The sequence below is a fragment of the Pseudochelatococcus sp. B33 genome, from assembly GCF_053570585.1.
This window is the reverse complement of the sequence record NZ_JBSEFH010000002.1, coordinates 198,113-217,396: the sequence shown is the minus strand read 5'-3', so window position 1 is coordinate 217,396 and position 19,284 is coordinate 198,113. Positions and strand designations below refer to the sequence as shown.

General features: G+C 68.1%; 16 protein-coding genes. 15 read left to right on the top strand and 1 reads right to left on the bottom strand.

Annotated features, from left to right (window positions below; genetic code table 11):
* Positions 1-250 precede the first annotated feature (250 nt).
* The gene (gene hisN, locus ACUSIJ_RS02830) at positions 251-1,060 is read left to right on the top strand and encodes a histidinol-phosphatase (protein WP_449306842.1); all 810 of its coding nucleotides are present in this window, start codon (positions 251-253) and stop codon (positions 1,058-1,060) included.
* Here hisN and ACUSIJ_RS02825 read toward each other — a convergent pair.
* Entirely contained in the window at positions 1,027-2,091 is a 1,065-nt protein-coding gene (locus tag ACUSIJ_RS02825) for an alpha/beta fold hydrolase (RefSeq protein WP_449306841.1), read from the bottom strand. The genes hisN and ACUSIJ_RS02825 overlap by 34 nt on opposite strands.
* 302 nt (positions 2,092-2,393) lie before the next feature.
* On the opposite strand from ACUSIJ_RS02825, the gene ACUSIJ_RS02820 reads away from it, so the two are divergent.
* From ACUSIJ_RS02820 to sctT, 14 genes are all read left to right on the top strand, one after another.
* The gene (locus ACUSIJ_RS02820) at positions 2,394-2,903 is read left to right on the top strand and encodes an Hsp20 family protein (protein WP_449306840.1); all 510 of its coding nucleotides are present in this window, start codon (positions 2,394-2,396) and stop codon (positions 2,901-2,903) included.
* A gap of 846 nt (positions 2,904-3,749) precedes the next feature.
* Positions 3,750-8,489, top strand: coding sequence for a glutamate synthase large subunit (gene gltB, locus ACUSIJ_RS02815; RefSeq protein ID WP_449306988.1), 4,740 nt, complete (start codon positions 3,750-3,752; stop codon positions 8,487-8,489).
* 11 nt (positions 8,490-8,500) lie between these two features.
* Complete coding sequence (locus ACUSIJ_RS02810; protein ID WP_449306839.1) at positions 8,501-9,928, top strand: glutamate synthase subunit beta; 1,428 nt, start codon at positions 8,501-8,503, stop codon at positions 9,926-9,928.
* A 343-nt stretch (positions 9,929-10,271) separates the two neighbouring features.
* Entirely contained in the window at positions 10,272-10,745 is a 474-nt protein-coding gene (gene sctI, locus ACUSIJ_RS02805; RefSeq protein ID WP_449306838.1) for a type III secretion system inner rod subunit SctI, read from the top strand.
* 15 nt (positions 10,746-10,760) lie between these two features.
* Positions 10,761-11,603: a type III secretion system inner membrane ring lipoprotein SctJ gene (gene sctJ, locus ACUSIJ_RS02800; protein WP_449306837.1), complete on the top strand. Its 843-nt coding sequence runs from the start codon at positions 10,761-10,763 to the stop codon at positions 11,601-11,603.
* An 83-nt stretch (positions 11,604-11,686) separates the two neighbouring features.
* On the top strand, positions 11,687-12,535 hold the full coding sequence (locus tag ACUSIJ_RS02795; RefSeq protein ID WP_449306836.1) for a hypothetical protein: 849 nt from the start codon (positions 11,687-11,689) through the stop codon (positions 12,533-12,535).
* Complete coding sequence (gene sctL, locus ACUSIJ_RS02790) at positions 12,514-13,251, top strand: type III secretion system stator protein SctL (RefSeq protein ID WP_449306835.1); 738 nt, start codon at positions 12,514-12,516, stop codon at positions 13,249-13,251. Before ACUSIJ_RS02795 ends, sctL begins: the two co-directional genes overlap by 22 nt.
* Positions 13,241-14,626, top strand: coding sequence for a type III secretion system ATPase SctN (gene sctN / locus ACUSIJ_RS02785; protein ID WP_449306834.1), 1,386 nt, complete (start codon positions 13,241-13,243; stop codon positions 14,624-14,626). The genes sctL and sctN overlap by 11 nt, the downstream gene beginning before the upstream one ends.
* Positions 14,623-15,102: a type III secretion system stalk subunit SctO gene (gene sctO / locus ACUSIJ_RS02780; protein ID WP_449306833.1), complete on the top strand. Its 480-nt coding sequence runs from the start codon at positions 14,623-14,625 to the stop codon at positions 15,100-15,102. Before sctN ends, sctO begins: the two co-directional genes overlap by 4 nt.
* Positions 15,099-16,112, top strand: coding sequence for a hypothetical protein (locus ACUSIJ_RS02775; protein WP_449306832.1), 1,014 nt, complete (start codon positions 15,099-15,101; stop codon positions 16,110-16,112). The genes sctO and ACUSIJ_RS02775 overlap by 4 nt, the downstream gene beginning before the upstream one ends.
* The gene (locus ACUSIJ_RS02770; RefSeq protein ID WP_449306831.1) at positions 16,109-17,404 is read left to right on the top strand and encodes a FliM/FliN family flagellar motor switch protein; all 1,296 of its coding nucleotides are present in this window, start codon (positions 16,109-16,111) and stop codon (positions 17,402-17,404) included. The genes ACUSIJ_RS02775 and ACUSIJ_RS02770 overlap by 4 nt, the downstream gene beginning before the upstream one ends.
* 51 nt (positions 17,405-17,455) lie before the next feature.
* Positions 17,456-18,097, top strand: coding sequence for a type III secretion system export apparatus subunit SctR (gene sctR / locus ACUSIJ_RS02765; RefSeq protein WP_449306987.1), 642 nt, complete (start codon positions 17,456-17,458; stop codon positions 18,095-18,097).
* Between the two features lie 50 nt (positions 18,098-18,147).
* Positions 18,148-18,414 carry a type III secretion system export apparatus subunit SctS gene (gene sctS / locus ACUSIJ_RS02760; RefSeq protein ID WP_449306830.1) on the top strand — a complete coding sequence of 89 codons (267 nt, stop codon included), beginning with the start codon at positions 18,148-18,150 and terminating at the stop codon, positions 18,412-18,414.
* Positions 18,411-19,256, top strand: a complete 846-nt coding sequence (gene sctT / locus ACUSIJ_RS02755) for a type III secretion system export apparatus subunit SctT (RefSeq protein WP_449306829.1) — start codon at positions 18,411-18,413, stop codon at positions 19,254-19,256. Before sctS ends, sctT begins: the two co-directional genes overlap by 4 nt.
* The last annotated feature ends 28 nt before the right edge of the window (positions 19,257-19,284 follow it).

The following is a 19,284-nucleotide window of genomic DNA, read 5'->3' as shown; positions in this document are numbered from 1 at the left end:
ATGCCATTGCGCTGCACAAAACAAGGTCCGCGAGCGATAATTTTATCGCACGCGGGCCTGTTGCTATTTGCTCGCCGGCAACTATTTGATCTCATGCCGCTTTCCGATGAGCGCGGCTCATAAAAAAACGGTTGAGAACCCGTGCGGCGCCTGTGCAAGGCCCCGCGGGACCGGTTGAAGACCGGGTATGCTGGTTTCAGCTTGGATTGTCCGGCCGGCAAGCCGATGCCGGCCGCAATGGGAGTTTCCGGTGCCTTCCGCTGCCTTTTCCGCCGATATCGCCGCCTTTGCCGACCGACTGGCCGCGGCTTCCGCCCGGATCACACTGCCGCTGTTCCGCACCCAGCTCGACGCCGACGACAAGTCCGGCGGCGGCGCGTTCGACCCGGTGACGGTGGCCGACCGCGACGCGGAAGCGGCCATGCGCGCGCTCATCCGCGACACCTGGCCCGACCACGGCATCGAAGGCGAGGAACACGGCGACGAGCGCCCGGACGCCGATTACGTCTGGGTGCTCGATCCCATCGACGGCACCCGCGCCTTCATTTCCGGCCTGCCGCTCTGGGGCACGCTGATCGGGCTGAAACATCGTGGCCGGCCTGTCTTCGGCCTGCTGCACCAGCCGTTCACGGGCGAGACCTTCTCGGGAGCGACCTTTTCGGACTCGGCCCGCATCGGCCTCTACCGGCGCGGCGACGTCCGGCAGGAGCTGCGCATCCGCCCCCGCGCCGATCTCGGCGAGGCCACCCTCTCCACCACCTCGCCGCGCATGTTCTCAGGCGCCGCGCTCGACGCCTACGACCGGGTCGAACACCGATGCCGTCTCGCCCGCTACGGCTATGACTGCTACGCCTACGCCATGCTGGCGGCGGGGCACCTCGATCTCGTCATCGAGGCTGGCCTCAAGGCCTGCGACATTTTGCCGCTGGTGCCGATCATCGAGGCGGCCGGCGGTCTCGTCACCACGTGGCGGGGCGAGCCGGTGACCCAGGGCGGCACGGCGCTTGCCGCCGGCGACGCGCGCGTTCACGAGGCCGCGCTGGCGCTGCTGAACGCCTGAGCCGGCCGCTCTCCGCCGGCCGACCCTTGCCCGCCCGCCAACCCTTGCCCGCCGATCAGGCCCTGGCCGGGGATGAAGGCGTCGAAGGCGGCCCAGAAGGCGGCGCGGATATCGTCGTTCTCGACCAGGATCTCGTGCCGGGTATAGGGCAGCACCAACGCGTTGCCAGCCTTGAGGCGCGAGCCGAATCGCTCGGTCGCCGCGGTCGAGACGATGGTGTCGCTGCCGGCCGCGATCACCAGCGCGGGCGTGGCGACGCGCAGCGCGAAGCCGGGCGAGGCGAGCTGCGCCATGGCGCGGAAGGCAGCCGCCAGCCAGCCGAAGGTCGGATCGCCCACGGCAAGCCACGGCGCGCGCTCGACAATGGCCCGCACCCGCATGAAGCGCGCCCGGTCGCTGGTCAGCCGGTTGCCCTCGAACGGCCGCAGCGCCGTCGCCGCCCGCCGACCACCGGGAACCATGACGCGCGCGAGCCCCATGGCAGCGGCAAGGTGCGCGACGGGACCGGCGAAGGACGGCACGATGTGCGGCGAGAGCGCGATCAGCGGCGAGGTGGCGACGATGCGGGCGAAATCCTTGGCATGACCGGGTTTCGCGGCGCGAGCCAGCGCGAGCGCGCCGCCCATGGAATGGCACAGCGCGAAGCGCGGCCCGCCGAGCGGGGCGACGACCTGCTCCAGCACGGCGTCGAGATCGCGCTGGTAGTCGGCGAAGTCCCTCACGTGGCCCTTCTGCACCCTGGTCCTGTCCCGCCGGCGGAACGGGCGCTGGGAGCCGCCCTGGCCGCGCCAGTCGAAGGCGACCACGTGGAACCCGCGCCAGCGCAGCTCGGCGACGGTCTCGAAATACTTCTCGATGAACTCGCCGCGCCCCTGCAGGATGGTGACGATCCCGCGCGGCGCGCCCCCGGCCGGCGGCCACGCGGCGGCGCGCAGGTGCACCCCGTCGCGCGTCGTCACGTCGTGGACGGCAGCGCCGGCGGGGATGGGATTGTCGGGTATCGCGACGAGGTCCGGCAAAACGTATGGCATTCCGATTTCGTGTTCCTGCCGCTTTCCTGTTCCTGCATTCTAGAGCGCTTTCCGATCAGATAGAATTATCTGATCGATCGGAAAGCGCTCCAATCAAAGAATCGCAGAGCAACAGCCGATCTGATTGGATCGGCTGTTGCTCTTAGCGGGGCGCCCCTCTTGAAAACCGCCGGCCCCCGCCTAACTCAACACCGTGCAGGCCAGTCCGGCTGCACGGGACGCCCGACGATCCATCACCCCGGCCAGATTGGCGGGCGGGATGTCGGGAGCTTCATCATATCGCTCAATCAGGAGGATGTGTTATGCGTCATTTCGATCGTACCCCGCTTTATCGCTCCACCGTCGGCTTCGACCGTCTGTTCTCGCTGCTCGATCAGGTGGCGGGCGTGGATTCCGCACCGAGCTACCCGCCCTACAACATCGAGCGCACCGGCGAGACCAGCTACCGCATCTCGATCGCGGTCGCGGGCTTCACCGACGCCAACCTTTCCATCGAGATGAAGGACAACGCGCTGACCGTGCGCGGCGACAAGCAGCCCCAGGCCGAGACGGACAAGAAGACGGAGGTGCTCTATCAGGGCATCGCCTCGCGCGCCTTCGAGCGCCGCTTCCAGCTCGCCGACCACGTGCAGGTGACGGGCGCGGTGCTGGAGAACGGCCTGCTGCACATCGATCTCGTGCGCGAGATCCCGGAAGCCAGCAAGCCCCGCCTCATCCCCATCAACAACGGCACGGCGCAGCCGCAGGTGCTCGAAAGCAGCGCCCGGGCAGGCATTGAGACCGGCTCGGACGAGCCCCGCAAGGCCGCATGAGGCCGGGCGGACAGCCGTGACCACGAAAAGGGCGCTGCCAAGCGCCCTTTTTTTGTGCAACAGAAATGCCTAATTTTTAATCATAGAGCAATTTTATTAGCTGCTGCAGCCCATTATGGTTCATAAGTTTCAACCGGCGTCGTCCTGCCAGTTCGGCGGGCAAAAAAATACGCCGATATGCGCTTGTAACGGTTCAAGAATTCTGGCATTGTCCGCCGAGGATTAGGACAGTTTAGCTGTCCCATTCTGGGGTCCGGCCGGTCGGCCGGGGCCCATCCGTGATCTGGACGGCTCCGCGATGATCGTTGCGGATGCCGGAACCGGATGTTTTGAGGCGCGTTGGCTATCATGGCACGCATCATTGCAGCTCCGTTCGCGGTAGCACCTTTCAAGACCGAGCCCGCTATCCGTAAACCGGATACGCGAACGGGCGGATAAGCGCGGCCAGTCCCGCACCCGCCCGATGCGTGCGTGACGCAAACGGTGCGGGCGTGGTTGCAGGCGCTCCCGCGCCGAAAAATTCCAGAACGAAAATCCTGCCAACGGACAAGCTGACCGGTTCAGGCGTCGGGCCCTCCCGCCGCCTGCGCGGTCGACCCCGCAAGGCGCGGACCCAGACACGGCCCCGATGAACCTGACTCATCGGGACCGGCTGAAGCCCGCGCGGCGCTTGAGCGGAGCCCGCACGCTTCCGGTCGAAGACCGGGAGTGCCGGCGGGAGTGTCAGTATGAGGCGACGGACTTTCGTCCCGGCGATCGGCGGTGTGACTCGATTGCCGACGAACACGAACCAGGGAGGCCTTCACGGCCGCAAAACAGGATAAGAAAATGAGCCATTTCGACGAGATGCCCCATCATGGATCGCAGCAGCCGCAGCCCGCCTCCCGCGCGCGCGACATTGCCGCCACGACGTCCATCGACAAGGCGGCCTCCGTTGACAAGGCGCGGAAGCGGGCGGCCCATGGCCTGCCGGCGGCGCAGGGGCTCTACGATCCGGCGCGCGAGCACGACGCCTGCGGCGTCGGCTTCGCGGCGAACATGCACAACGTGCCCTCGCACGAGATCGTCCAGTACGGCCTCACCATCCTGAGGAACCTCGACCACCGCGGCGCGGTCGGCGCCGACCCGCTCGCCGGCGACGGCTGCGGCATGCTGGTGCAGATCCCGCACGCGTTCTTTCGCGATGAGGCCGAAAGGCTCGGCTTCACCCTGCCGGAGCCCGGCGAGTATGCCGTCGGCCACTTCTTCATGCCGCGCGGCGGCGAGGGTTTTCGTCTCGTCACCGACATCGTCGAGAAGGTGTTCGCCCACGAGGGCCTGACGCTGCTCGGCTGGCGCGCGGTGCCGGTCGACCCTTCGGGGCTCGGCGAATCCGTGCGCCCGACCGAGCCGCAGCACCGGCAGATCATCGTGGGGCACGGCCCGGACATCACCGACAGGGACGACTTCGAGCGCCGGCTGTTCATCGCCCGCAAGGCGGTGTCGAACGCCGTCTACGACATGAAGGATCCGGCCACCGACGGCTACTACCCGGTGAGCCTGTCCTCGCACACGCTCGTCTACAAGGGCATGCTGCTCGCCACCGGCCTCGGCGACTACTACCTCGACCTCAAGGACCCGCGCTTCAAGAGCGCCATTGCGCTGGTGCACCAGCGGTTCGCGACCAACACGTTCCCGACGTGGTCGCTGGCGCATCCCTACCGGATGATGGCCCACAACGGCGAGATCAATACGCTGCGCGGCAACGTCAACTGGATGGCAGCGCGCCAGGCCTCCGTCGATTCCGAGCTCTTCGGCAACGACATCGCCAAGCTGTGGCCCATTTCCTATGAGGGCCAGTCCGACACCGCCTGCCTCGACAACGCGCTCGAATTCCTGGTGCGCGGCGGCTATCCGCTGGCGCACGCCATGATGATGCTGGTGCCCGAGGCCTGGGCCGGCAACCCGCTGATGGACGAGGAACGGCGCGCGTTCTACGAATACCACGCCGCCCTGATGGAGCCGTGGGACGGCCCCGCTGCCCTCGTGTTCACCGATGGCCGCCAGATCGGCGCGACGCTCGACCGCAACGGCCTGCGCCCCACCCGCTATGTCGTGACCGACGACGGCCTCGTGGTCGGCGCGTCCGAGATGGGCGTGCTCGACATCCCGCAGGAGAAGATCGTCGAGAAGTGGCGGCTCCAGCCCGGCAAGATGCTGCTCATCGACCTCGAACAAGGCCGCATCATCCCGGACGACGAGGTGAAGCGCACCTACGCCAGCGCCCACCCCTACCGCGAATGGCTCGACCGCACCCAGCTCGTGCTTGAGGAGCTGCCGCCGGTGCAGGCGCGCGAGTCGCGCACGGACGTGAGCCTGCTCGACCGCCAGCAGGCCTTCGGCTACACCCAGGAAGACATCAAGCTGGTGCTGCCGCCCATGGCGGTCACCGGGCAGGAGGCCGTCGGCTCCATGGGCAACGACGCGCCGATCTCGGTGCTGTCGCGCCACTCGAAGCCGCTCTATTCCTATTTCAAGCAGAACTTCGCCCAGGTGACGAACCCGCCGATCGACCCGATCCGCGAGGAACTCGTCATGAGCCTCGTGTCGTTCATCGGCCCGCGCCCGAATATTCTCGACCTTGAGGGAACCTCGCGGAAGAAGCGGCTTGAGGTGCGCCAGCCGATCCTCACCAACGAGGACCTGGAGAAGATCCGCTGCATCGGCCATTACGAGGACCGCTTCGACACCAAGACGCTCGACATGACCTACCCGGCGCTGCAGGGCGCGGCCGGCATGGAGGGCGCGCTGGAGCGCCTGTGCGAGCGCGCGGAAGCGGCAGTGCACGGCGGCTACAACATCATCATCCTGTCCGACCGGCAGGTGGGGCCGGACCGTGTTGCCATCCCGGCGCTGCTCGCCACCGCCGCCGTGCATCATCACCTGATCCGCAAGGGCCTGCGCACCTCGGTGGGGCTCGTGGTGGAATCCGGCGAGCCGCGCGAGGTGCATCACTTCGCCTGCCTCGCGGGCTATGGCGCGGAGGCGATCAACCCGTATCTGGCCTTCGACACGCTGCTGTCCATGCACGAGGCGCTCGACTTCCCCGGGGAAGTCTCCGAGGACGAGATCGTGCACCGCTACATCAAGGCGGTGGACAAGGGGCTGCTCAAGGTGATGTCGAAGATGGGCATCTCGACCTACCAGTCCTATTGCGGCGCGCAGATCTTCGACGCCATCGGCCTCAACAGCGCCTTCGTCGAGCGCTACTTCTTCGGCACGGCGACCGGCATCGAGGGCATCGGCCTTGCCGAGATCGCCGAGGAGACCGTGCGCCGCCACCGCGCCGCCTTCGACAACGTGCCCGTGCTGCGCCACGCGCTCGAGGTCGGCGGCGACTACGGCTACCGCATCCGGGGCGAGGATCACGTCTGGACGCCGGACGCGGTCGCCGAGCTGCAGCACGCCGTGCGCCTCAACGCGCACGACAAGTACCGCTCCTTCGCCCAGCGCATCAACGAGCAGGACAACCGGCTCACCACCATCCGCGGCCTGTTCCGCCTGAAGAGCGCGGCCGAGCTCGGCCGCAAGCCGGTGCTGCTCGAACTCGTCGAGCCGGCGTCGGAGATCGTCAAGCGCTTCTCCACGGGGGCGATGTCGTTCGGCTCCATCTCGCGCGAGGCGCACGAGACGCTGGCGATCGCGCTCAACAGCATCGGCGGCAAGTCGAACACCGGCGAGGGCGGCGAGGAGGCGGAACGCTTCGTGCCGATGCCCGACGGACGCTCGCGCCGCTCGGCCATCAAGCAGGTGGCCTCGGGCCGCTTCGGCGTGACGGCGGAATATCTCGTCAACGCCGACATGATGCAGATCAAGGTGGCGCAGGGCGCCAAGCCCGGCGAGGGCGGCCAGTTGCCCGGCCACAAGGTCAACGCCGTCATCGCCCGCGTGCGCCATTCGACGCCGGGCGTCGGCCTCATCTCGCCGCCGCCGCACCACGACATCTACTCCATCGAGGACCTGGCGCAGCTCATCTTCGACCTCAAGAACGTCAACCCGGCCGCCGACGTGTCGGTGAAGCTCGTGTCGGAGGCGGGCGTGGGCACGGTCGCGGCCGGCGTCGCCAAGGCGCGCGCCGACCACATCACCATCTCGGGCTACGAGGGCGGCACGGGCGCAAGCCCCCTCACCTCGCTGAAGCACGCCGGCTCGCCCTGGGAGCCGGGCCTGGCCGAGACCCAGCAGACGCTGGTGCTTAACGGCCTGCGCAGCCGCGTGGTGCTGCAGGTGGACGGGGGCCTGCGCACCGGCCGCGACGTGATCGTCGGCGCGCTGCTCGGCGCGGACGAGTTCGGCTTCTCGACCGCGCCGCTGATCGCGGCCGGCTGCATCATGATGCGCAAGTGCCACCTCAACACCTGCCCCGTGGGCGTCGCGACGCAGGACCCTGTGCTGCGCAAGCGCTTCAAGGGCCTGCCCGAGCACGTCATCAACTACTTCTTCTTCGTCGCCGAGGAAGTGCGCGAGCTGATGGCCGGCATGGGCTTCACCAGCCTCGAGGAGCTCATCGGCCGCGCCGACCTCATCGACCAGCGCGAGGCGGTCGCCCACTGGAAGACGCGGGGCCTCGATTTCTCGCGGCTTCTGCACGTGCCGGAATGCGGCGAGCCGCTGCACCACGCCACCCGCCAGCACCACCCGATCGAGGACGTGCTCGACCGCGGCCTGATCCTGGAGGCCGAGACGGCCATCGCGGGGCGCACGCCCGTCGTGCTGGAGCGCGCCATCCGCAACGTCGACCGCACCACCGGCGCGATGCTGTCCGGCGAGGTCGCGAAGCGCTACGGCATGGAGGGACTCCCCGACGACACCATCACGGTGAGGCTTACCGGCACGGCGGGGCAGAGCTTCGGCGCGTTCCTCGCCGCCGGCGTCACGCTCGATCTCGAAGGCGAGGCGAACGACTACGTCGGCAAGGGATTGTCGGGCGGCAAGATCATCGTCCGCCCCGCGCCCGGCATGCAGGCCATCCCCGAGTGCGCCATCATCGCCGGCAACACCGTGCTCTACGGCGCGATCTCCGGCGAGTGCTACCTGCGCGGCGTCGCGGGCGAGCGCTTCGCGGTGCGCAACTCGGGCGCGCTCGCCGTCGTCGAGGGCACCGGCGATCACGGCTGCGAATACATGACCGGTGGCGTCGTCGTCGTGCTGGGGCAGACCGGCCGCAACTTCGCCGCCGGCATGTCGGGCGGCATCGCCTACGTGCTCGACGAGGACGGCACCTTCGCCCGGCGCTGCAACCTGTCCATGGTCGATCTCGAACCCGTGGAGGAGGAGGAAGACCTCATGGAACGCCTGCACCACCACGGCGGCGACCTCGAAACCAAGGGCCGCATCGACATCCTCGCCAACATGTCCGGCAAGGACGAGGAGCGCCTGATGCAACTCATCGCCAACCACGTCCGCTATACCGGCTCGGCGCGCGGGCGCCTCATTCTCGACAACTGGCAGGACTACCGCACGAAATTCGTCAAGGTGATGCCGGTCGAGTATCGGCGCGCGCTGCGTGAGATGGAACGGGCGCGCGTGCTGCAGGCTGCCGAGTAAGGGAGGCGACAATGGGCAAGGTTACCGGATTTCTCGAATACGACCGGCAGGACGCCAAGTATGAGCCGGCCTCCGACCGCGTGCGCCATTTCCGCGAGTTCACGCTTCCCCTCGACGACAAGGACGTGGAACGCCAGGCCGCGCGCTGTATGGATTGCGGCATCCCGTTCTGCCACGGCGACATGGGCTGTCCCGTCCACAACCAGATCCCGGACTGGAACGACCTCGTCTACCGCCAGGACTGGAAGGAGGCGGCGCTCAACCTGCACTCCACCAACAACTTCCCGGAGTTCACCGGCCGCGTCTGCCCCGCGCCCTGCGAGGAGGCGTGCACGCTGAACCTCGAAAACACGCCGGTGGCCATCAAGACCATCGAGCAGACCATCGCCGACAAGGCATGGGAGGAAGGCTGGATCGTGCCGGAGATCGCGGCACAGAAGACCGGCAAGCGCGTGGGCGTCATCGGTTCGGGCCCGGCCGGGCTCGCCGCCGCGCAGCAGCTCGCGCGCGCGGGCCACGAGGTGCACGTGTTCGAGCGCGAGCCGAGAGCCGGCGGCCTGCTGCGCTACGGCATCCCGGACTTCAAGCTGGAGAAGCACACCATCGACCGGCGCGTCGCGCAGATGGAGGCGGAGGGCGTGCGCTTCCACTATCGCGTCAATGTCGGCGTGACGCATCCGTTCGAGGAGCTGGTGGAAGGCTTCGACGCCGTGCTGCTGACGGGCGGCGCGGAAAAGCCGCGCGACCCGCAGCTGCCGGGCACGAACCTGAAGGGCGTCTATTACGCCATGCCCTATCTCATCCAGCAGAACCGGCGCAATGGCGGCGAGGAGCTGCCGGACCACGAGGAGCCCATCCTCGCCACCGGCAAGCATGTCGTGGTGGTGGGCGGCGGCGACACGGCCTCGGACTGCGTCGGCACGGCGTTCCGGCAGGGGGCGCTGTCGGTGACGCAGCTCGACATCCGCCCCATGGCGCCGCTGCAGGAGGACAAGCTCACGGTGTGGCCCTACTGGCCGACGAAGTTCCGCACCTCGTCGAGCCAGGCGGAAGGCGCCGAGCGCGAGTTCCAGGCGGCGACGCTCGGGCTCGAGGGCAAGAACGGCCTCGTCACCGGCGTGCGCTGCGCGCGGGTGGACGAGCGGCGCAAGCCCATACCGAGCACGGAGTTCATCCGCAAGGCCGATCTCGTGTTCATCGCCATCGGCTTCGCGAGCCCGGTGCACGAAGGCATGCTGGAGCAGGCGGGCGTGGCGCTCGACAGGCGCGGCAATGTCGCCGCCGACACACTGGCCTACCGCACCTCGCGCGACAAGGTGTTCGCGGCCGGCGACATGCGGCGCGGCCAGTCGCTCGTGGTGTGGGCGATCCGCGAGGGCCGTCAGGCGGCGCACGCCGTCGACGCCTACCTGATGGGCACGAGCCTGCTGCCCCGGTAGAGCTCGTTCCGCACCGACCAAGCCGGTTCCCGCTTTCGTCCCGCATGCGCCCTGCCGCATGCGGGACGTCGCGTTTCCGGACCCGACGTGGGCTCACGCCGGAACGACATGCGGAACACCGGAAGGCCAGACAAAATCGCATCGATAGCGGATCTTATAAATATTGTTGCCACTTATAATAAATAATTTATTTGGTGTTGAGTGTATTTTATTTGTATGAGAATATAATAACATGATAGTCTCTTATAGAATTGCAAAATATAGATCTTCATATTTGCTATTGTTTTTTTGGCTTGATGGCGGAAATTTGCTGATATATTGTCCGTTTACTGGAGGATTTGCCATGGCCACGACACTGCCTCTTCTCGGCTCCGAAGCAATGCAGATATCGCCCCCGGGCAACACCGCGCGCGGCGTGTCGGGCGCGCGGGCGGACGCGTTCGCGCAGGCGATGGACCGCGCCGGTCAGCAGCCGCCGGAGGAGGCGGCCGACGCCTCCGCGGTGGTCATCGGCGACAGCTCGCGCATCGCCGATGACCAGGTCCGCGCCCGGCAGGCGCTGGAACTCGGCGTCCCGCCCGAGGCGTCGCGCACGGGGACGGGCGACGCCATTCTTGGCGGTCTGCAGAAGCTGCGCGGCGTCTTCGATGCCAGCCAGCACAAGATCAGCAGCATCCCCGCCACCAATGTCAGCGGCATCGAGGCGATGGTCGAGATGCAGCGGGAGATGGTGCACTACTCGCTGCTTCTCGACGTGACGTCGAAGCTCACGGGAAAGACCACGCAAGCCGTCGACCAGTTGATGAAGGGCCAGTAAGTGGATGCCATGGGCGTGGCCGGCTGTTCGCGGGCTGAATGGGCGCGCAGGGGATGGCGCGGCCTCGTTCTCTGGTTCCTCATGGGCGTCTGCCTGACCCTGGGCGGATGCAAGAGCGAGCTTTACACCGGGCTGGCCGAGACGCAGGCCAACCAGATGCTCGCCGTGCTGCTCGCCAGCGGCATCGCCGCCCAGAAGGTGCAGGCCGGCAAGGAGGGTTTCGCCATCCAGGTCAGCGACCGCGACGTCCTGAGATCGCTGGCGCTGCTGGAGAGCCGGGGCCTGCCCCCGGTCAACCATACGTCCATCAACGAGGTGTTCCAGAAATCCGGCATCATGTCCTCGCCCTTCGAGGAAAAGGTGCGGTATATCAGCACGCTGGGCGATGAGGTGGCGCGCACCATCAGCTTCATCGACGGCGTCGTCGCCGCGCGGGTGCATATCGTGCAGCCGGATCAGCCGCAGTTGGGCAGGCCGGCGACGCCGGCCTCGGCGGCGGTGTTCATCAAGCATCAGACCGGGGTCGATCTCGATTTCCTCGTGCCGCAGATCCGCCGCCTCGTCAGCAGCGCCATCGAGGGGCTGGATTACGCCAGCGTCAGCGTCATCCTGACCGAAGCCGTGCCGCTCAAGCAGGAAACGGGCGCGAGAATGAGCCAGACCGTCGAGATCCTGCCCGGCATCGAGGTGCGGGACACGGACGCCGCCAACTTCTGGCGCCTGCTGTATATCCTTGGCGCCGTCATGCTGCTCTTGATCGTCGCGGCGGTGGCCGGACCCCTCCTGATCTGGCGGTGGAACCGCCGTCAGCGCCCGTCAGACGTGGAGACGGCCGGGTTCACCGGGCAGGATGCATGATGCGGCACAGGCGGCATCACCCGTGGCTGGCGGCATTTTCCGGGCCGCATCCGCCACCCATGGGCCCACACCGGGAGTGAAAGATGGCAGGCGCCCTGACAGACGATCTCCTGACAGATGACGTTCCCTTGGTGGGCGATTTTGTAGTGGGCGATCTTATGGTGGGCGATCTGATCGCGAATGCCGGCGTTCCGCTGCCGCCCGCCTCGCCCGCGCTCGCGGCGCGGCTCGCGGAGGCGATCGTGCGGCCGCTCTCCGCCCCGGGGCGGGAGGGTAACCCGCCCGGCTTCGGCGGCCTGAGCGACGGCGCGGCAGCGGCCATGCGCGCGCTCGCGCGCCACCCCGGCTTCTCGGGTCCCCTCAACCGGGCGGCGGCCCGCCTGTCGGGCCTGAGCGACATCGTCTTCGACGAACGCGCCCTGCTGCGCATCGGCCACAGCAGTGCCAGCGACTGCGCCGTGTTCCTCGCCACCGCCGCACCCGAACGGCTGGAAGAGGCGTCGCTCTATCTCGGCTCGATCGTGCTGCACCGCCAGTTGCTCGGGCTTGCGCTGAGGCGCGAGCGCGAGGCACTGCAGCGCATCCTGGGTGAGGAGATCTATCGTGTCGCCACGCGGGAGGCGCCGGTGCTCCATGCGATCTTCGCCGATCTCGACGACCGGTCGTTCGTCGTCATATCCGCGGCCCTCGGCGAGGAGGCGCGTGAACGGCGGACGGCAACGGGGATCGCCGCCGTCGGGCAGCGCGTGCTGCGGGGCTTCGTGGCGAAAACCGAGCCTCCGCTGGCGCCGCTGATGGTCATGCGCGGCGGCGGGCACGCGGCGGCGGGCGGTGATGCGCCGGCCCTTTCCGCAATGACCGACAGGCATCTGGCGCACATCGCCAAACTGCTTCAGCGGAGGTTCGGGCCATGGCCGCCTATTACCGGCTGAGTGATCTGTACCGCCTCGAGGAACTCGGCTTCCGGCTGTCGGAAGGCGCGCAGATCCTGCCGCCCGAGGCGTTCTCGCCCATAGCAGGGGCGACGCGGCTCGTGGACGACGCGCGGGCGCAGGCGCGGGCCATCGTCCGGGACGCGGAGAACGTGCGCGAGGAGGAGCGCCGGCGCGGCTTCGCCGAGGGGCTGGCGCAGGGGCGGCTGGAGGCGATCGAGCAGACGCTCCGGGAGGCGCGCGCGCTCGATGCGCATCTCGAAGCGCTGGAGCAGGACATCGCCGACATCGTCATGGTGTCGGTGCGCAAGCTGATCGACAGCTACGACGACGCGGCGAAGGCGGAAGCCGTCGTGCGCGGCGCGCTCAAGCAGATGCGGCGCGAGAAGAAGGCGGAGCTGCGGGTGGCGCCCGAGCACTTCCCCCGGCTGCGCGGCGCGATCGACGGCATCCTGAAGGACTTTCCCGGCTTCGAGCTGATCGAGGTGATCGAGGACGCCACGCTGTCCGGATCGTCCGTCATCGTCGATACCGGCATCGGCCGCGTCGAGGGCGATATCGGCTCGCGCCTCGACGAGCTCGCGACCATCGTTCGCGGCATCCTGCCCGGCAGTCCGGCCGAGGCGGACGATAACGCGCAGGACCCGCCGGCGGAGACGGAGGATCGCGAAGGGGACGGCGGAACGCCGGCGGAGGCGCGCGACGATGAACCTTAGCGTGCCGCCGCCCGACATCGCCGCGATCTACGCCGAGCGGGGCGAGCGTATCGCCGCCCGCCTCGACAGGTTCGGCGGCCGGCTGGCCGAGCGTTCCACTGCCTTTCTGCCCTACACGGCGACGGGCAAGGTGCGCAAGGTGGTGGGCACCATCATCCATGCGTCGGTGCCGGAAATTCAGGTCGGCGAGATCGTGGAGCTGTTCACGCGCGCGAACGGCTCGCGGCTGCTCGCCGAATGCGTGGGCTTCCTGAGCGACGAGGCGCTGCTGTCGCCCATCGGCGAGACGCAGGGCATCTCGCCCCGCACCGAAGTACGGCGCACGGGCCGCGTGCAGTCCATCGCCGTGGGGCCTGGCCTGCAGGGGCGCGTGCTCGACGGCATGGGCCGCTTCATCGACGGCAAGAGCGCTCCTTTTTTCCCGGATACGCATTATCCGCTCTATCAGCTGCCGCCGGACCCGATGACCCGGCGCATCATCGACCGCCCGCTGCCGCTGGGCTTACGCGTGCTCGACGGGCTGCTGACCTGCGGCGAGGGGCAGCGCATGGGCGTGTTCGCGGCGGCGGGCGGCGGCAAGTCCACGCTGTTGTCGATGCTGGTGAAGGGGGCGGACGTCGACGTCACCGTGCTGGCGCTGATCGGCGAGCGCGGGCGCGAGGTGCGCGAGTTCATCGAGCACGATCTGGGGCCGGCGGGCCTCGCCAAGTCGGTGCTGGTGGTGGCGACGTCCGACCGCAGCTCGATGGAGCGCGCCAAGGCCGCCTTCGCCGCCACCGCCATCGCCGAATATTTTCGCGATCAGGGCAAGCGGGTGCTGTTCCTGATGGATTCGGTGACGCGTTTCGCCCGCGCCCAGCGCGAGATCGGGCTCGCCGCCGGCGAGCCGCCGACGCGGCGCGGCTTCCCGCCTTCCGTCTTCACCATGCTGCCCAAGCTGATGGAGCGCGTGGGCATGAACGACAAGGGCTCGATCACCGCGCTCTACACGGTGCTGGTCGAGGGCGACGACATGAACGAGCCGGTGGCGGACGAGACGCGCTCGATCCTCGACGGCCACATCATCCTCTCCCGCAAGCTCGGCGCGGCCAACCATTATCCGGCGGTCGACGTGCTGGCGTCGAAAAGCCGCGTGATGAACGCCGTCATCTCCCGCGAGCACCGCGACATGGCTGGGCAGATCAGCAAATGGCTCGCCACCTATGCCGATGTCGAGCTGCTGATCAGGGTGGGGGAATACAAGGCCGGCAACGATCCCGACACCGACATCGCGGTCAACAAGAACAAGGACATCAATGCCTTCCTGCGCCAGCGCACGGACGAGTTCGACGCTTTCGAGACGACGCTCGCCAAACTCGCGAGGCTCGTCCGATGATCGGCCAGATGAAGGCGCTGCTGCGCATCAAGGAACTCAAGCAGGAACGGGCGCTCAGCGCCATGCACGCCAAGCGGGCGCAACTGGAGCAGGCGCGGCTCGAAACGGCCCGTGCGCTCGAGATCGCCGAGACCTTCAAGGCCGAGATGCCCGACCGCGAGAACCGCATCTACGACGAGGTCATGGGCCGCGTCGTCACTATCGACGGCATCGACGGCGTGCGCGAGAAGATCGCCGACCTGCTGCAGCAATATACCGACCTGAAGGACGACTGGGAACGCGCGCGTGGCGTCGAGGCCCGGCTGGAGGAGGAACTCCGCCAGGCCACGCAAGCCTACCGCGCCGCGGTGCGCGACCGCGACAAATACGTCACCATCGTCGACACCATGCAGAAGGAAGCCATCGAGGCAGCGGAAGCGCGGGAGGAGATCGAGATCGAGGACCTCTTCGCCAAACCGACGAGGAAGGTCGCATGAGCAGCATCGGCCCGAGCCACGGGGTCTCCAGACCGGATCCGACAAAACCCGATCGGGAACGGCCCGATCCCCGCAGCGCCGGCGACGCGCGCCGCGGCGACGACGACACCTTCACGGATTCGGGCGGCGGCCGTCATTTCGGCAGCTACGGCGGCGGGGCCGGCCATCACGACGGCGGCAGGGCGGCGGGCGACCCCGCCGGGCCGCACGGGCCGGGCGAGCCCTCCGCCGGCGACGGCGCGCAGCAGGCGGAACTGGCGCGCCGCGCCGGCGACTTCCGCCGCAGCCTGAACGCCGCCCTGGCGACCGGCGCGGCCGCGGCCGGGGAAGCGGGCAGCCGCCGCGAAGGCGCCATCGACGACGATGCCGGCCGGGAGCACACGGGCGATCCGCACGGCGCGGGCGCGCAGACCGGCCGGGAGGGCGACGGCCCGGCTGCCGGGGACGGCATGTCCGGCTTGGCGCAGCTTTTCGCGCGGCGCGGGCGGGACGATAGCAGACGGAACGAGCCGGGCGCGCGGGAAGACGGGCAGGCGCAGGAACATGCGGCGCAGGAAGAGGTGCTGGCCGCCAGCAGTTTTGCGGCGGGGTCGACGCTGCCGCTGCTCTCCAGCCTGCAGCCGGCGCAGGAACCCGCCACCGGGGCGCGCGGGCACGCGATCGCCGGCACGGTCGAGGAACGGGTGACGCAGGCCATCCGCGCCGAGCTCGCCGGACAATCCGCTGCGACCAACACCATCAGCATCGATCTCACCGGGCTCGTCGAGGGATTGGCGGCGATCACCATCCGCATGTCCGCGACGGGGCTCGACGTCGTGCTTTCGGGCAGCCTCGACCTCGGCGGCGAGGCGCTGGCGCTGGCGGACCGGCTGTCGCGGCGGTTCGGCAACCGCAGCGTGCGCATCCTCGCCACGCCCGCCGGCGACGGACGGACGGCGGAACACGGCCAGGCCGACAGCGGCGACGGGCGGCCGGCCGCCGTGGCCCGCCGCACGGGCGACACCGCATGACGGCGCTTTCCTGCTGGCAGCCGCCACCGTTTCCCGGCGTCGGCCACCGCGACGCGGTGTGGAACGCCATCCTGACCCATGCGGGAAGCGCCATCGCGCTGGGCGAGCGCACCTTTGCCACCTTCGCCGCCGGTTTCCGCCCGGACGACGACACGCTCTGCACCCGCCTGCGGCTGCGGGACGGGCGCTCGGAGGCGGGGCTGATCCTGCACGTCGTGTGGCGGCAATTCCCGTTCCGATCGCTGTTTCAGGCGGCGATCGGAACGGAGGACCTGCCGGCGCTGCCGCCCGCGCTGCGCGATGCGCTGATTCGGGGCATGACCGATGTCATCGCCGGCGCCGTCTGGCCGCAGGCCGGCGGTGCGCCGCCCCGCCGGCCGGGCCGGATCGCCGTCTTGGCGAGCGCGCCACTGGGTGATCCGGCGCAGGACCTGCCGGACGACACGAGCTGGTTCGACGTGGAAATCGGCGGTTTCGCCGGCGAGAGCGCCGTGCTCGGCGTCGGCGTCTCGCGCGCCGCGCTGCTGGCGAGCGCGCCGGCGCAGGCCCTCCTGCCCGTGAGCGTGCTCGACGAGGCGCGCGCGCTGATCACCGTCCCGGCCGCGTTCACGCTGGGGGCCGTGTCGTTTTCGGCGCACGAACTGGCGCATTTGACGGAGGAAACGGTCATCCTGTTGCCGCGATCGCCGCCAGATCGACACATATTGCGTGTGGACAAGACGATCCTGGAGTTCCATGCGGCGGACGGCGCGTGGATACTGGCCGGACGGCGGCAGGGAGCGCCACGGCCGCACCGGCATCTATTCAGGAAGCGGGACGTGACAGACCAGACGCGCACGCATGACGCCGCCGATCCGGCGGACACCGAGGCGGCAGAGCCGGTGGCGGCATCCGCCGAGCCGGCGCAGACGCCGCAGGAAACGGAGCGGGGAACGGCGGACGACGCGCCGGTCGGCGCCGGGGATCCGGAGAAAGCCGCTCTCCCCACGCCCGGGGACGAGGCGGCGGACACCGGCATCGTGCAGCAGGACGAGGGCGCGCTCGCGCCGGAGGGCATCCGGCTCGCCGACCTCGGCATCACCGTCGATTTCGACATCGGCGAGAAGGACTTCACGCTGGCGGAGATCGAGACATGGCAGCCGGGCGCCGTGGTGGCGCTCGACCCGCCGCCGCTCGCGGGCCGGGTTGAGGTGATGCTGCGGGTGAACGGGCGCGTCATCGCCACCGGCGACCTCATCGCCATCGACGACCGCCTGGCGGTCAGGCTGTCGCGGCTCCTGCTGCGGACCTGAGCGGGCGGACGGGTCCGGCTGGCCGGCAAGCGCTCCAGGGGGATATTCTTGATCGATCCGTTGAATCTCATCTTCGTTCTGATGACCGCGGCCCTGGTGCCGTTCGCGGCGGTGGTCGCGACGTCGTTCGTCAAGCTCTCCGTGGTGTTCCAGCTCGTGCGCAACGCCCTCGGCGTCCAGCAGATTCCCCCCAACATGGCGCTCAACGCGCTGGCGATCATCCTCTCCGGCTACATCATGTTTCCGGTGGCCTCCGAAACCTACGCGCTGCTGCGCAACGGCGACCACACCTTCAACACGCCCGAGGGGATCGCCCGCGCCTACGACGCCGGCAAGGGACCGCTGGTGCGCTTTCTCAGCACCCATGCGGACGAACGGGAAAAGCACTTCTTCGTCGAGGCAGCGCGCAGCCTGTGGCCGGAAAACCTGTCCAGCGAGCTGACGACGGAAAGCCTCGCCGTGGTGCTGCCGGCCTTCACCGTGAGCCAGCTCAGGGAGGCGTTCGAGATCGGCTTCCTGCTCTACCTGCCCTTCATCGCCATCGACCTCATCGTCTCGAACATCCTGCTCGCCATGGGCATGATGATGGTGAGTCCGCTCACCATCTCGCTGCCGTTCAAGCTGTTCCTGTTCGTGATGATCGACGGGTGGTCGCGGCTCATCCTGGGACTCGTCAAGACCTACATCACCTGAAGCCGCGCCGGGGCCGCATCCGGCCCGGCTCAACACGAGGATAACGAGCCATGTCCCCCGAAATCGCGCTGCGGCAGGTCACGGAAGCCATGGTGCTGGTCATGCTGCTGTCGATGCCGCCCATCATCGTGGCGTCGGTGGTGGGCATATTCATCAGCCTTCTGCAGGCATTGACGCAGATCCAGGAACAGACGCTGTCGTTCGCGATCAAGCTCATCGCGGTGGCGATCACCATCGCGGCCATGGCGGGATGGCTCGGCTCCGAAATCCTGAACTACACACTGAAGCTGTTCGACGAATTCTCGAGCATGACATGAACGAAATCAGGGAGATATACCTTTATTTCGCGCGCCTCTTCCATGTCGAGATGGTGGCGCTGCTGCTGTCGCTGCCGCGCATGCACGCCTTTCTGTCAACGTCGCAGCTGCTGAGCTCGAGCGCCATCCCCACCCTGCCGCGCAACGTCTGCATCCTGTCGCTGTCGGTGATCGCGGTGCCGGTGAACATGCCGCACGCGGCGGCGTTCGACGGCTCGCTGGGGCTCCTGGCCCTTTACATCGCCAAGGAATACGCGCTCGGCTTCACCATCGGGCACCTCGTCGGCTGGGTGTTCTGGTCGGTGCAGGCGGCGGGCGCGCTCATCGACAACCAGCGCGGCGCCGCCATCGCCGCGAGCATCGACCCGATGCAGGGCCACGAGGCATCGCCGCTCGGGCTGATGTTCTCGCATGTCTTCATCACCTACGTCTTCGTGACGGGAGCGATGCTGCCGATCTTCGGCCTGCTGTACACGTCCTACGCGCTGTGGCCCGTCACCAGCTTCATTCCGGCCATCTCGGCGGATTTTCCCCGCTTTCTGCTCGCGGCGCTGGACCACGCCATGCGTTTCATCGTCATCGCCGCGGGCCCGATCATCGCGGTGATGTTCCTGGCAGAGTTCGCGCTCGCCATGGTCAGCCGGTTCGCGCCGCAGATCCAGGTGTTCGTTCTGGCCATGCCCATCAAGAGCCTGATCGCCATCATGATGCTTGTGTTCTACTTATCCGCCATGATAAAATATGCAGAATTGAATGTATTCATGATGCACAATTACGTGGATTACTTCTTCCGTTTGATCCCGCCGGGCGAGCCGGCCGGCGCGCCATCCCAGATGCGCTAAAGCAGTTTGCGTTCAATTTGAGCATCAA

Bases quoted from the DNA above. Each gene is read 5' to 3' on its own strand.
- ACUSIJ_RS02775 (WP_449306832.1), top strand. From the start codon at position 15,099: ATGAGCAGCATCGGCCCGAGCCACGGGGTCTCCAGACCGGATCCGACA.
- gltB (WP_449306988.1), top strand. From the start codon at position 3,750: ATGCCCCATCATGGATCGCAGCAGCCGCAGCCCGCCTCCCGCGCGCGC.
- sctO (WP_449306833.1), top strand. From the start codon at position 14,623: ATGATCGGCCAGATGAAGGCGCTGCTGCGCATCAAGGAACTCAAGCAG.
- sctN (WP_449306834.1), top strand. From the start codon at position 13,241: ATGAACCTTAGCGTGCCGCCGCCCGACATCGCCGCGATCTACGCCGAG.
- sctT (WP_449306829.1), top strand. From the start codon at position 18,411: ATGAACGAAATCAGGGAGATATACCTTTATTTCGCGCGCCTCTTCCAT.
- sctS (WP_449306830.1), top strand. From the start codon at position 18,148: ATGTCCCCCGAAATCGCGCTGCGGCAGGTCACGGAAGCCATGGTGCTG.
- ACUSIJ_RS02810 (WP_449306839.1), top strand. From the start codon at position 8,501: ATGGGCAAGGTTACCGGATTTCTCGAATACGACCGGCAGGACGCCAAG.
- sctL (WP_449306835.1), top strand. From the start codon at position 12,514: ATGGCCGCCTATTACCGGCTGAGTGATCTGTACCGCCTCGAGGAACTC.
- ACUSIJ_RS02770 (WP_449306831.1), top strand. From the start codon at position 16,109: ATGACGGCGCTTTCCTGCTGGCAGCCGCCACCGTTTCCCGGCGTCGGC.
- ACUSIJ_RS02795 (WP_449306836.1), top strand. From the start codon at position 11,687: ATGGCAGGCGCCCTGACAGACGATCTCCTGACAGATGACGTTCCCTTG.
- sctI (WP_449306838.1), top strand. From the start codon at position 10,272: ATGGCCACGACACTGCCTCTTCTCGGCTCCGAAGCAATGCAGATATCG.
- ACUSIJ_RS02825 (WP_449306841.1), bottom strand. From the start codon at position 2,091: ATGCCATACGTTTTGCCGGACCTCGTCGCGATACCCGACAATCCCATC.
- ACUSIJ_RS02820 (WP_449306840.1), top strand. From the start codon at position 2,394: ATGCGTCATTTCGATCGTACCCCGCTTTATCGCTCCACCGTCGGCTTC.